At 61.7% G+C, this 13,725-nt stretch carries 9 protein-coding genes; 5 read left to right on the top strand and 4 right to left on the bottom strand.

The genetic code is table 11. The annotated features are described in order from the left end of the window. From leuD to fbaA, 3 genes are all read left to right on the top strand, one after another. Positions 1-600: a 3-isopropylmalate dehydratase small subunit gene (leuD, locus tag ABD937_RS12640; RefSeq protein ID WP_345256106.1), complete on the top strand. Its 600-nt coding sequence runs from the start codon at positions 1-3 to the stop codon at positions 598-600. Beyond that, positions 597-1,712, top strand: coding sequence for a 3-isopropylmalate dehydrogenase (gene leuB / locus ABD937_RS12635; protein WP_345256105.1), 1,116 nt, complete (start codon positions 597-599; stop codon positions 1,710-1,712). The genes leuD and leuB overlap by 4 nt, the downstream gene beginning before the upstream one ends. 127 nt (positions 1,713-1,839) lie before the next feature. Continuing rightward, positions 1,840-2,907 carry a class II fructose-bisphosphate aldolase gene (gene fbaA, locus ABD937_RS12630; protein ID WP_345256104.1) on the top strand — a complete coding sequence of 356 codons (1,068 nt, stop codon included), beginning with the start codon at positions 1,840-1,842 and terminating at the stop codon, positions 2,905-2,907. A 201-nt stretch (positions 2,908-3,108) separates the two neighbouring features. Here the strand turns inward: fbaA and xth are convergent, their stop codons facing one another. The 4 genes from xth to ABD937_RS12610 all read right to left on the bottom strand — a co-directional run bounded on the left by xth (position 3,109) and on the right by ABD937_RS12610 (position 8,590). Beyond that, entirely contained in the window at positions 3,109-3,891 is a 783-nt protein-coding gene (xth, locus tag ABD937_RS12625; RefSeq protein WP_345256103.1) for an exodeoxyribonuclease III, read from the bottom strand. Between the two features lie 300 nt (positions 3,892-4,191). Further along, complete coding sequence (locus tag ABD937_RS12620; protein ID WP_345256102.1) at positions 4,192-5,664, bottom strand: glycoside hydrolase family 30 protein; 1,473 nt, start codon at positions 5,662-5,664, stop codon at positions 4,192-4,194. A gap of 42 nt (positions 5,665-5,706) precedes the next feature. Beyond that, a complete protein-coding gene (locus ABD937_RS12615; protein WP_345256101.1) occupies positions 5,707-7,128 on the bottom strand; it encodes a glycoside hydrolase family 30 protein in 1,422 nt (473 codons plus the stop codon). Between the two features lie 133 nt (positions 7,129-7,261). Then, positions 7,262-8,590, bottom strand: coding sequence for a vanadium-dependent haloperoxidase (locus tag ABD937_RS12610; protein ID WP_345256100.1), 1,329 nt, complete (start codon positions 8,588-8,590; stop codon positions 7,262-7,264). Between the two features lie 515 nt (positions 8,591-9,105). On the opposite strand from ABD937_RS12610, the gene ABD937_RS12605 reads away from it, so the two are divergent. Then, positions 9,106-12,153 (top strand): SusC/RagA family TonB-linked outer membrane protein, encoded by a 3,048-nt coding sequence (locus tag ABD937_RS12605; RefSeq protein WP_345256099.1) that lies wholly within the window; start codon positions 9,106-9,108, stop codon positions 12,151-12,153. A 21-nt stretch (positions 12,154-12,174) separates the two neighbouring features. Further along, on the top strand, positions 12,175-13,701 hold the full coding sequence (locus ABD937_RS12600) for a RagB/SusD family nutrient uptake outer membrane protein (protein WP_345256098.1): 1,527 nt from the start codon (positions 12,175-12,177) through the stop codon (positions 13,699-13,701). Positions 13,702-13,725: the final 24 nt, after the last annotated feature.

The following is a 13,725-nucleotide window of genomic DNA, read 5'->3' as shown; positions in this document are numbered from 1 at the left end:
ATGCAACCGATCAACCGCATCACAGGCACGTTCGTGCCGCTGCCGCAGGAGAACGTCGATACCGACCAGATCATCCCGGCCCGTTTCCTCAAAGCCACGACCCGCGAAGGGTTCGGCGATAACCTGTTCCGCGACTGGCGCTACGTCAACGACGACGAGCGACAGCCGCGCGCCAGCTTCGTGCTCAATGATCCACGGTATAGCGGCAGCATCCTCGTGGCCGGTAAGAACTTCGGCTGCGGCTCCTCGCGTGAGCATGCGGCCTGGGCCCTCTGCGACTACGGCTTCCGCGTGGTGGTGTCGAGCTATTTCGCCGACATCTTCCGGGGCAACGCGCTGAACAACGGCCTGCTGCCGGTGCAGGTATCGGAGGCTTTTCTCGAGCAGCTCTTTGCGCTCGAAAGTACCGCCACTCTTACCGTGGATCTACGGGAGCAGGTGCTGCGCATCGACGCTAAGGGTGCATCCGAGCCGTTCTTCATCAGCGCCTATAAGAAAGAATGCCTGCTCAACGGATACGACGACATCGATTTTCTGATCAGCCTCCTGCCCGAGATCGCAACCTTTGAGCAGGCACAGGCACAACAACAGCCCGTATGAAAAAACAGATTGCCGTGATCCCGGGCGACGGGATCGGCCCGGAAGTGACGGCCCAGTCGGTAAAGGTGCTCGACGCCGTTGCGGCGCGCTTTGGACACGAATTCAGCTATACGTACTGCCTGATGGGCGCGGCCGCCATCGACGAAACAGGGAGCCCGCTCCCGCTCGAAACGATCGACGCCTGCCTCGATGCGGATGCCATTCTCTTTGGCGCCATCGGCCACCCGAAGTATGACAACGACCCTTCGGCGAAGGTGCGTCCCGAGCAGGGCCTGCTGCAGTTGCGCAAGGCGCTGCAGCTGTTCACGAACATCCGCCCCGTGAGCGCCTATGCCGCGCTGCGGCACCTCTCGCCGCTTAAGGACAAGCAGCTCGAGGGGGTGGACTTCGTAGTATACCGCGAGCTCACCGGGGGCATCTATTTCGGCGAGAAAACGCTGAGCGCCGACGGCACCGAGGCCTCCGACGGTTGTGTCTATACACGTGCCGAAGTGGAGCGCATTGCCCACCTCGCCTTTGCAGCGGCCCGGCAACGGCGTGGCAAGCTGACGCTGGTAGACAAGGCCAACGTGCTCGAGACCTCCCGGCTCTGGCGCCGGGTAGTGCAGGAGCTCGCGACGCAATACCCCGATGTGGCCGTCGACTTTCTGTTCGTGGACAATGCGGCGATGCAGCTCATACTGAACCCTGCGCAGTTCGATGTGCTGCTGACCGAGAATTTGTTCGGTGATATCCTGAGCGATGAGGCCTCCGTGATCGCCGGCTCGCTGGGGATGCTGCCGTCGGCCTCTGTGGGCAAGCGCACCGCCCTGTTCGAGCCGATCCACGGCTCGTACCCGCAGGCGGCCGGTAAAGACATTGCCAACCCACTGGGCTCCGTGCTGTCTGCGGCGATGCTGCTCGATCACTTCGGGATGACCGAAGAAGCGGCGCTCGTGCGCACGGCCGTGGACTGGTCCGTCAACGCCCCGTTCGTATCCAAAGACATCGATCCCGTCAACTTCTATTTTACCTCCACCATCGGCGACCTGTTGGCCGACTACGTGTCGGGCCGTGCCGCGGAAGACACGAACCCGGCCAACGTGGGCCTGCGGAAATCGACACTGATCTGAGGGCGGAAGCGGGGTCGCAGGCGGCAGGCGGGGGAAGCGCCCGACTCCCTACCTTTGTCCCGCATTTACCGTTTTCTCCCGCAAACAAAAAAAGCCGCAGCAACTCCCGGAGCTGCGCCCCAAACGCATGAAGAAATACAACCCCGGCGTCCTCTTCGGTGAAGAGCTCGAGGCGCTCTACAAGGATGCCAAGCAGAATGGCTTCGCACTGCCTGCCGTGAACACGATCGGCACCAACTCCATCAATGCCACGCTCGAGACGGCCGCGAAGGTCAACTCGCCCGTGATCATCCAGTTCTCCAACGGCGGCGCGCAGTTCATTGCCGGCAAGGGCATGCCCAACGACAGCCTCCAGGGCAATATCTCCGGCGCCATCTCCGGTGCCCTGCACATCCACAATGTGGCGAAGTATTACGGCGTTCCCGTGGTGCTGCATACCGACCACGCGGCGCACAAGTGGCTGCCCTGGGTGAGCGGCATGATCGACGCCGGCGAGCAGTATTTCAAGGAGAAGGGACAGCCCCTCTTCAGCTCGCACATGCTGGACCTTTCCGAAGAGCCGATCAAAGAGAATATCGAAACGTCTGTTGAGTTCTATAAGCGTATGGCGCCCCTCGGCATGGGCATCGAGATCGAGCTCGGCGTGACCGGCGGCGAGGAAGACGGCGTGGACAACAGCGGCGTCGAGAACGACAAGCTCTATACGCAGCCTTCTGAGGTGGCCTACGCCTACGAGGAGCTCCGCAAGGTGGGCAACCTCTTCACGATCGCAGCCGCTTTCGGCAACGTACACGGCGTGTACAAGCCCGGCAACGTGGAGCTGCGCCCCGAGATCCTGAACAACTCGCAGCAGCACATCCAGCAGCAGTTCGGTACCGGTGAGAAGCCCGTATACTTCGTGTTCCACGGCGGCTCCGGCTCGCCGCAGGAGCAGATCCGCGAAGCCATCGGCTACGGCGCCATCAAGATGAATATCGACACCGACCTGCAGTGGGCCTTCTGGGACGGCATCCTCGGCTTCTACAAGAAAAACGAGGGCTTCCTCCAGGGCCAGCTGGGCAACCCCGAGGGCGACGACAAGCCGAACAAGAAGTACTACGACCCGCGCGTGTGGCTGCGCAAAGCCGAGGAGAGCTTCAGCAAGCGCCTCGAGCAGGCCTTCGACGACCTCAACTGCATCAACCGCAACGCATAAGTAGATCTACTGTCTAACCTACAGAACGGGTCGCCCAAGGGCGACCCGTTCTTCGTTATGCTGTCTTTGAATCGTACCGAAAAATCGAACTGGCGTCCAACTTGTTTCGTTGGTATCAAAATCAACCAGCGTTCATCGTATCGATCCGATAAAATCTGCGTTCCTTCTCTCCCCGGCCCCGAATGCTGAACAGGACTCCTGCTATTTTCCGGTTTCTTTCAGCTCGATCCACACCGGTCCGTGATCGGAGCTCTTTTCCCAGCCACGCACGAAGCGGTCTACACCCGCCCCTTTCAGCCGCGTTTTCAGGTCGGGTGATAGCAGGAAGTGATCGATGCGGAGCCCGGCGTTGCGGGTGAAGGCGCCGCGGAAATAGTCCCAGAACGTATAGATCGTTTCATCCGGGTGCAGCGTCCGCAGCGCGTCGATCCAGCCGGCATCGAGCCACTCCTGGTAGGCGGCACGGACCTCTGGCCGGAAAAGCGCATCATCGACCCAGCGTTCCGGGCGGTAGGCGTCCTTTTCCGTGGGAATGATGTTATAGTCGCCGCACAGCACGGTGGGTCCGCCGCTTTTCAGCAGGCCGGCTGCGTACTTCTGAAAGCGTTTGATCCACGACAGCTTGTAGTCGTACTTGGGTCCGGGCGCCGGGTTGCCGTTGGGCAGGTAAAGGCAGCCGATGCGTACACCGCGGATCAGGGCCTCGATATAGCGGCTCTGCTCATCGGCATCATCGCCGGGAAGCCCGCGCTGCGTCTCCTCGGGCGTGCCGCCCTTCAGGAGGATGGCTACGCCGTTCCAGCTTTTCTGTCCGTGCCAGAGGGCGCCGTAGCCGGCCGCCTCGATGGCTTCGAGCGGGAACTTCTCCTGCGGCGCCTTGAGCTCCTGCAGGCATACCACGTCGGGCGCCGTTTCTTGGAGCCAGCGCTGCACGATGGGCAGGCGTGCGTTGATCCCGTTGACATTGTAGGTAGCTATGCGCATAGATGGGAAATGGCCGGGTCGGGGCCTGCTTAAAGATAGGGTGGTGCCGGTTTCGCGGGCTGCGGGTGACAAAGAGTCCCCGCGCCGCATCAGGGCCTTTATGTTCGGGCATCGGCGCGTGCGCACCGACAGGGGCGGGGCGGACGCCCCTGTTCACGACGGCACGACGGCAGAAAGGCACGACGTCCGTCGACCCATCCGGGTAAAAAACAATGAGATGCATCGTTGCGCCGTAGCGTTCTGAGGCTGCCGGCGGCCGGCCCTGCCCCCGGGATACCACCGATTTTGATTAAGCGTTTTTTAAAGCACGAAGGTCATGATCGACCGGGGCTTGCTTTGCACGGGCGCGGCATTGCCGGCGATCCAGAGGTGAAAGGGCAGCTCTTTGTTACCTGTATTCATCACCACCACTACGATCTTGCCGTCGCGGTTGCGGAAGGCCGTGGAGAGCAGGGGGCTGCGGCTCGGGCTCGAGCTGATGTGCGTAGCGCCGGGTCGGATGAACTTCGAAAAATGGCCGATGTAGTGGTACGCATTGGTGTAGATCAGCGAGCCGTTGCGCGTGTCGGCGTGGATAGGAGCGAAGCAGAAATTCTTCACGTGGTTGGGACCGCCGGTTTCATCAAGCAGCACGTTCCAGTCGGTCCAGGCAACGGTGCCGTTATTGAAGTCGTTGATCATGGAGCGGCCATACCGCTCGCCGAGCGCCCAGTTCCGCACGCTATCCATATTGAACGGTCCGTTGCAACCCTCGGTGAAGATCAGGTTCTTGCCGCTGAAGTCCTCGCGCACGCGGCGCACGTTGTCGAACACCTGCTCGCCGCCGCTCCAGTCTTCGTACCAGTGGAAACCTACGCCCCACACATATTTAGACGCGGCGGGATCGTTGAGGATGGTGCTGGCGCGCTGGTACAGGAGGTCGCGGTTATGGTCCCACACGATGACCTTGCGCGAGCCGAGGCCGGAGCGCTGCAGCGTGGGCCCGAGGTAGTTCTTCAGGAAATCGCGCTCCTCTTCGGCGGTGAAGAGGCAGGACTCCCAGGTCTGCTTCGCCATTGGCTCGTTCTGGATGGTAAGGCCCCACACCGGGATTCCTTCTTTTTCGTAGCCGCGGATGAACTTCACGAAGTAGTTGGCCCAGCTCTGGAAGTATTCCTTTTTCAGCTTGCCGCCCTGCAGCATGTTGTTATTGTCCTTCATAAAGGCCGGCGGGCTCCAGGGCGATACGAAGAGCGGAATCTTACCGCCGGCGGCCTGCTGTACGCGCTTGATGAAGGGAATGCGGTACTGGCGGTCGTGATCGAGACTGAAGGACCTGAGCTCCTTATCGCCTTCCTGCACATAGGTATACGAGCCGCTCGAAAAGTCGCAGCTGTGGATGTTGGTGCGGGCCAGCGTGTAGCCGATACCTGCCTTCGGATCATAATAAGCTTTCAGGAACTCTTCCTGCTTGTTGCGCGGGAGCTTGGCAAAGGTCTCTGCCGACGCGTCGGTAAGCGCGCCGCCGATGCCCACGAAGGTCTGGTGCTTTTTGGCCGGGTCTACGAACACGCAGGGCTGCGTTTCGAGGGGCTGCCCAAAGCGCGCCAGCGTGAGGGTATCGGTGAGGGCGAGCCGCAGGTCGGTGCCCATGGCGGTAGTATATACCAGCACCTTTCGGCCGGCGCCCGGCAGCGAATCGTGGCGGGGTGCTCCTGTGCTGCCGGCCGGCCTGCCTGCCATAAAGGCGGCGCCGGCAACGCAAAGTCCGCCCAATAAAAGAAGTGATCGCATAGTTGGATGATTGTTGGAAAAGAACGGTGTAAATGTAGGGGCTTACCAGACACAGGTAGCGACGGAGCCGGGCGGCAGGGTCAGCTCGGCATCGCGGCCGCCGGCGCGCACGGTAACGCGGCGCACAGCGGGATCTTCATTTTGCAGGATGAGCACGGTGCGCCCCTCCGGCGTCTGGAAGGCAACGTTGGGAATGGCGCCGGTGCTGCCTATCCGTACGGACCCGTCTCCCACGAACTTCGACGCGTGCCCGATGATATAGTAGCTCACGTTGCGGGTGATGCCGCCGGGACCGATCGTGAGCGCGCCCTTGCACTCGGTGCAGCCGCCAGGGGTATGCGGACCGTGGGCCGGGTCGTTGGCAAGATTCCATTCGAGGACCGTGCGGCTCCAGTTGCGCGGCGCACCGATGATGAGGTTTTTGATATGCCAGTGCAGGTCGCCGCCGAAGGCGCCTTTCGAGCCGGTCCATTGCTCGGTAAAATAGATGCCTTTGTCGGGGTGGGCATTGTGCACGGCGGACAGGGCTTCTACGGGTCCGCCGTACAGGTGAAAGGCCGTGCCGCTGATGAATTGCCGCGCGCCGGCATCGGCCAGCACCGAGAGCGGGTAGTCGGGGCGGTCGGCGTTGTGGTCGTAGATCAGGATCTTCGTCTGCAGGCCGGCCGCGCGCAACGCCGGACCCAGGTGGGCGCGGATGAATGCAGCCTGCTGGTCCGGCAGCATGAGGAGGCTTGGGTTGTTGCCGGGGTGCAGGGGCTCGTTCTGCGGCGTCACCGCGTCAATGCGGATGCCCTCGGCGGCCATGCCCTGCAGGTATTTTATGAAGTAGCGGGCATAGGTACCGTAGAATTGCGGGAGCAGCGACCCGCCGATGCTCGACCGGTTGTCTTTCATCCACACCGGAGGACTCCAGGGGGAGGCCATGATGCGGATCGCCGGCGCGATCTCCAGGATGTCGCGGAGCAGCGGGATCAGGTAGCGGCGGTCGGGGGCGAGCGAGAATTGCGCCAGCGCGGTGTCGGTTGCGCCGACTGGAAGGTCGTTATAGCTGAACACGGCCGAATCGAGATCGGAGGCGCCGATGGAGAGGCGGAGGTAATTGATGCCGATGCTGCCGGGCCCGCGGCCGAACAGCTCCTGCAGGAGGGCCCGGCGCCGGGGGGCGTCGAGGCGGCCGATGAGGGCGGCGCTGCCGCCGGTGAGCGTGTAGCCAAAGCCTTCCATGGCCTGGTACCGCAATGAAGGATCGATGCGGATGGCCGCTGCCGCAGTACTACTGTCGCCGAAGGGAACGGCCGCCAGCGGCGCCAGCAGCTGCGCCCCGTCGTGCGTCGTTACCCAGGCACGGAGGCTGTCGGGCGCCGGAATGCCCCGCTGCGCGCCGGAGGGCGCACTGCAGCCAATGGCGGCGAGGACAGGAAACAACAGAAGGACACGGCCAGGGAGGAGGGGAGCACGCATAGCAGGATGGTTATCGCCGGTGCAACCGCACAGCGGCGCCCGAATATACGATGACGCCGCTACCGCCACCCCCCGGGCCGGCTGGGCAAAACCTTCCAAAACTTCCAAAACCCTTCAAAACCTTTTTACCCCTCTACTTCCCCTCTTCCTTGCGGAACCGGAGCCGCTGCACGAGGTGCGCGCCGATGCGGGTGCCGACCTTGTTGCCTTCTTCGAGGTCCGAGCGGAAGTGAATGCCGCCATAGAGCCGCGACCAGGAAGCTTCCTGGGCGGCCGCCCGGAAGGAGGCGAAGGTGCGCGCCTTGATGCCGAACTCGTTGAGCGAGGTATCGGTAAAGCGCAACCGGTCGCCGAAAAAGTGCGTCATCGTTTCTGCCGCCGCTGCGGAGATCACGGAATGGCCGCTGATGTAGGAGGGGAAGGGCGGCGTCTGGATGTAGGGGCGCCACTCCGGGTCAAGCGCCTTGTTGATGACGGTCTCGGGGCGTATGCTCGCGTACCGGTATTTGGAGTGCCAGCAGGCGATGAACCCGTCGAACAGTGCGATGGAGGTGGCCGTATAGGCCGCTACCGTAGTACTGAAATCGGCGCCGGCCTTTTCTGCGGCGATGCCTACGATGTTCATCCAGTGGCCCGCAGGTGAGAACTTCTTTTTGCTGTACATCACGTGCCCCGCCACTTCGAGCTTGAACGGGTTGTCGTCAAAAAACTCGGCGATATGCTGCTGCTCGGGTGTCAGCCGCGCCACGGTTTCGCGGACCTCGCGCAGCTGCCGGTAGAATTCGGACGCCGTATCCTTCAGGTTGAAGGGCGGCGGCGCGGGCGGGGCAAACTGGCCGGCCGAGTCGAGGGCCAGTGGGCGAATGGCGCCCCAGGAGGGCTCGAGGCCCTGCATATAGGCCGGCGGCGTTGGCGTCCAGCGGCCTTCCTGTGAAGTAATGTGAAAGCGGGTGGCGGTACGCGTCTGGGCGTAGTTATCCTTTTTGCTCCAGCGTAAGACGGCGGCCGCCACCGAGTCGGACCAGGTAACGGTTCGGTCGATGGTGGCTTGCGGCAGGCCGTCGTTGCGTGCCCGGTCGATAAGCTCCCCGTAGTAATCCATCAGCACCCCTTCGGGGAAGGTGACCGAGTTGCCTACCTTGACGAACGACAGGAGCGCGGCCAAGGGGTAGTCGACAGGCCCGGCGGCAGGGCGGGGGAGGGCGGGCAGGTGCGGGATCTGCCCCGATAGGCTCCGGAAGCGGGCATCGCCGGCAGCCACGCACTCGTAGGCCGCGATCTGGGCATAGGCATAGTTGCGCGCCGCGATCATCGGGGGGAAGTTGTTGTACAGCACCACGTCGTTCAGCTTTTTCACCGTGGCGCAATAAAGCAGCGGGGAGGCAGTTGGCGGGGTGACACGCTGGTTTCCCGAACAGGCGGCAAGCAGCAACAGGAGCAGCAGAAGGGGGCTGTTTTTCATATTCAGGATCAGTTTGGCGCCCGGGACGCGCCCCCGGGGGCACCGGCGCCGGTCAAATTTAGAAATTTTTGCCGAGCCGGCCTGTTACTCCCATCTTATCCACAGGCCGGCGGCGCCCTGTTCCGCGGCTAATATGTAACTCTATGATAAGGAATATACTTACAAACGGAAAAAACGCCGCCGTTAAATTTAATGTTCCAACGGCAGAAATACTTTTTTTCCCAAAAGTTTCTACATTTGGTGAAGAATCTGTTAAACATCTGTTGACGGTTCGGACAGCCCTACGTACTACTGTTGGTTGATTGCTTTGCACCATGCTTGCTTTGTTGACTGCGCTTACTTACCATTCCGATTTCTCCGTTTCCTGCTTTCGGGCAGGCACAGGCGCGGGTGCAGGCATTCCCCGACCCACCTGCTTACGTGCCCGCTGCGGGCCCGGGGCAGTAGGTAGTACTACGGCCGCCCGTTCCGTCGATACCTCAGAAACTGCTTTTTAAAAAAACAATGTGATTGCAATGCGTAGAAAGTATTTACTGGCAGCCCTGATGCTGCCGATCAGCATGCAGGTGATGGCGCAGGAGCGCCGGATCACCGGACGCGTCACCGGCGACGGCAACCAGCCACTGGCCAACGTATCGGTGATGGTCCGCGGCGCGTCCACGGGCACGGTGACGAACGAGCAGGGACAGTACAGCATCACGGTGCCCAACGAGCGCGCCGTACTGGTGTTCAGCTTCGTCGGCTTCGGCTCGCGTGAGGAAACGGTCGGCAGCCGCGGCTCCATCGACGTGGCCATGCGCGCCGCCGCCACCAACAACCTGAGCGAAGTGGTGGTGATCGGTTACGGTACGGCGAGCAAGCGCGACCTCACCGGCTCCATCGCCAAGGTTTCGGGCCGCGAGGTAGCCGACCGTCCCAACACCAACCCGGTGGCCTCGCTGCAAGGCAAGGTGGCTGGCCTCCAGGTGACCCCATACGGCACGCCCGGCAAAGAGCCGGACATCCGCATCCGCGGCACCATCTCGATCGGTAACGTGAAGCCGCTGTACGTGGTGGATGGGATTTTCAACGACAACATCAACTACCTCAACCCGAACGACATCGAGTCGATCGAGATCCTGAAAGATCCGTCGTCGCTCGCCATCTTCGGGGTACGCGGCGCCGGCGGCGTCATCGCCGTTACGACGAAGCGTGCGAAGGCCGGACAGACGATCGTCAACTTCAACTCGGCCTACGGCACCAAGAAGCTCGTAGACAAGATCTCGGTGCTGACCTCGGGCGCCGACTTCCGGATGCTGTATGAAGAGGAGAAGGCCAACATCGGTGCCACGACTCCCTTCGACTACTCGGTCTGGAATTCCAACACCGACTGGATCGACGCCGTGACCCAGACGGGCCACTTCAACATGAACAACGTGAGCGTGACGGCCTCTACCGACCGAAACCGCTTTTACCTCGGCGCCGGCTATACCACCGACGAAGGCATCGTTCGCCACGAGCGCCTCGAGAAGATCATGCTCACCTTCTCCGACGAGTTCAAGGTCACGAAGAACATCAAGCTGGGCTTCAACTGGAACGGCCAGCGCCAGAAGAACCCCTACGACGGTACCTGGGCACTCGCCGACGCGCGCCGCATTGCGCCGATCGTGAGCGCCGGCACCAAGAGCTACGTGGTCGACACCGTGCGCGGCATCCGCCAGGACATCTACTCCACGCTTCCGACGATCCAGAACACCCTCGGCAACCCCCTCCTGCACCTGGAGAACAACTGGAACAAGTACATCGGCCGCGAGAACCGCATGGTGGGCTCCGTGTTCGCCGAGATCGGCTTCCTGCAGAACTTTACCTTCCGCGCGCAGCTGTACGGCGACATGAGCCAGGTGACGAGCAATACCTACAACCCGATCTACTACAGTTACGATCCGTCGAACACGAGCAGCTACCCGGTGATCAAGGTGAACCGCTTCACCCGCGTGAGCCAGGAAGAAGCCCGCTACAACAAGTATCAGCAGGATTATATCCTCGGCTATAAGAAGCAGCTCGGCGATCACAGCATCAACGCTACTGCCGGCTGGACCACCTACTACTTCGGCGAGAACCACCTGTACGGCAACGTGCAGCAAAGCCTCACCGGCGACCCCATCCCCGACGACAAGCGCTTCTGGAACATCTCCAACGGCTTCGGCGACCCGACCACGATGCGTTCCTCTTCGTATCAGAAAGAGAACGCCACCACGTCGGCCCTCGTACGGGTGCTGTATAACTACAAGAACAAGTATTACCTCAACGGCTCGTTCCGCCGCGACGGCTCCTCGCTGATCTACAACCCCGACAGCCGCTACCAGAATTTCTGGGCAGTGGGCGCCGCCTGGGAACTGACCCGCGAGCGCTTCCTGGCCGACAATTCGTTCTTCAACACGCTTAAGCTGAAAGCTTCGATGGGTGTGCTGGGCAACCAAAACACCTACGGCGTGGACTACCCGTATTTCCCCCGCATCGTGGCCGGCGGCTCTGCCGTGTTCGGATCGACGATCTATCCGGCTTACCAGCGCGACTACCAGGTGGATCCGAACCTGAAGTGGGAAACGGTGCATGCCAAGGAGATCGGCGTTGAATTCAACATCCTCCGCAATGCGCTGCACACCGAGATCAACTATTACCACAAGCGCACGAAGGACCTGCTGTCGTACCTCCAGAACGGCCCTAACCGTACGCTCGGCAACTTCGGCCAGATCGTGAACCAGGGTCTCGAAGTACAGTCGACCTGGAACACGAAGATCACCCGCGACCTTACGCTTGCGGTTTCCGGTAACCTCACCACTTATAAGAACACGGTGGAGAAGTTCGGTACCTTCCTCGCTGCCGGCGAAACGACGCCGAACCAGACCGAGGTGGGCCAGCCCATCGGCTACTTCTACGGCTACGTGGTGGAAGGCGTATACCAGAGCTATGCCGAAAAGCTGAAGTCGCCCAAAGTGATCGGGTACGAATATGGCCCCGGCGACCTGAAGTACAAGGACATCAACAACGACGGTGTGATCGATACGAAGGACCGCACCCTCATCGGCAACCCGACCCCCGACTTCACCTACGGCGGCTCGGTGAACCTGGCCTACAAGGGCTTCGATCTCGGCATCGACGTAGTGGGCTCCTATGGCGCCGAAGTGTACCGCATCTGGGGTTCCTCGGAGCTTCCGTACTCGCGCTACAACTATGCCTCCTTCAAGATGGACCGCTGGCACGGCGAAGGCACGTCCAACTGGGTGCCGATCCTGGGCGACAACCACGCCATCAACCGCCTGCCCTCGACCTTCGGTATCGAAGACGGCTCGTACTTCCGCCTCCGCAACATCCAGCTCGGTTATAACTTTGCACCGGGCCTCATCAGCCGCATCCGGATGAAGGCTGCCCGCGTATATGTGAACGTGCAGAACCTGAAGACCTGGAAGAACAACTCCGGCTACTCGCCCGAATTCGGTGGCTCGCCCACGGCATTCGGCCTCGACAACGGCGACGGGCCGATCCCGCGCATCATCACCGCCGGCATCAACGTCACTTTTTAATCAACCCGAAAGATGAAGCAAATGAAACATATTAAATTCGTGTGGGCCCTGCTGCTGGCGGTTCCCATACTGGTAGGGAGCACAGGCTGTAAAAAGTTCCTGGACCGCAAACCGCTGACCGCGACGCTCGAAGACCTCGATCAGGGTGGTCTCGAGGGCCAGATCTACGGCCTTTACGGAGGCATCCGCAACCCCGACATCGCCGGCGAAGGCTTCAGCGGCATTCCCTGGCTGGCCATGCACGGCTTCCGCTCCGACGATGCGATGAAAGGCTCCTCCGACGCCGACGGCGCCGACTGGGCCAACATCTACGACAACTTCCAGTACGTGAAGGACCACTGGAGCTCCAACACCTACTACGATCAGCACTATCGCCTCATCGACCTGGCGAACGTAGCACTCAAGACCGCCGACTCGCTTCGGCTTAATGACCCCGCCTCCCTGGTGAACATCGGTGAAGCCAAGTTTTTCCGCGCTTTCGCCTACTTCGACCTCGTACGTACCTATGGCCAGGTGCGCCTCATCACGGCGCCCGTCACGAGTGCCGCCCAGGTGAACGCTATGCCCAAGTCAAACGAAGCAGCCATCTACGCGCAGATCGACGCCGACCTCAACGCCGCCGAGGCCGTGCTGCCTCCGAACTGGGGCAACCGCTTCCCCGGCCGCCTCACCACGTATGCCGCCAAAACACTCCACGCCAAGACCTACCTGTACCGCCAGCAGTGGGCTGCCGCCCTCTCGCTTGCCCAGCAGGTGATCCAGTCGGGCCAGTATCAGCTCGAGTCCAACTTCTCCAACATCTGGAAAGAGGCTGGCGAAAATGGTCCGGAATCCATTTTCGAGATCCAGGCCGAGATCGGCCCCGGAGGCACCAACCCCCTCGGCTCGCGTATCGGCATCACGCAGGGCATCCGCGGCGTAGACGTATGGGACCTCGGCTGGGGCTGGAACACGCCTACCGAGACCCTCGTTAACAGCGGCTTCGAAACCGGCGACCCGCGCCGTCCGAAGACGATCCTCTTCTCCGGCCAGTCGGACGACCCGGCCAACGGCGGCTACGGCCGCACGCTGCCGCCCTACCCGACGCTGCCGCGCCACTACTGGAGCAAGAAGTACTACGCAGACCCTGCCAAGCAGGCCTCGACCGGTGAGCGCCAGGCCGCCTGGATGAACCACCGTATCCTGCGCCTTTCCGACGTGTACCTGATGGCTGCCGAAGCGGCCAACGAACTCGGTGGCACTGCCAACCAGGCTCTCGCCGTGCAGTACCTCGAAGCCGTCCGTGCCCGTGCCCGTGGCGGTAACAGCGCCGTGCTGCCTCCCGTTGCCTTCGTGAGCCAGGCCCAAATGCGTACTGCCATCCAGCAGGAGCGCCGCGCCGAATTCGCGATGGAAGGCGAGCGCTTCTTCGACCTCGTACGCTGGGGCATCGCTCCCGCCGCACTTGGCGGACAAGGCTTCCAGCCGCGCCACAAATATTACCCGCTGCCTCAGCCGGTGATCGACGCCTCTAACGGCGCCCTCGTGCAAAACCCCGACTACCCGTAAGTAATAAAGGCAGTTGCCTGCCCG

The organism is Flaviaestuariibacter amylovorans (assembly GCF_039541815.1).
In the GTDB taxonomy this organism is placed as follows: Bacteria; Bacteroidota; Bacteroidia; order Chitinophagales; family Chitinophagaceae; genus Flavisolibacter; species Flavisolibacter amylovorans.
This window is presented reverse-complemented; position numbering and strand designations above follow the sequence as displayed.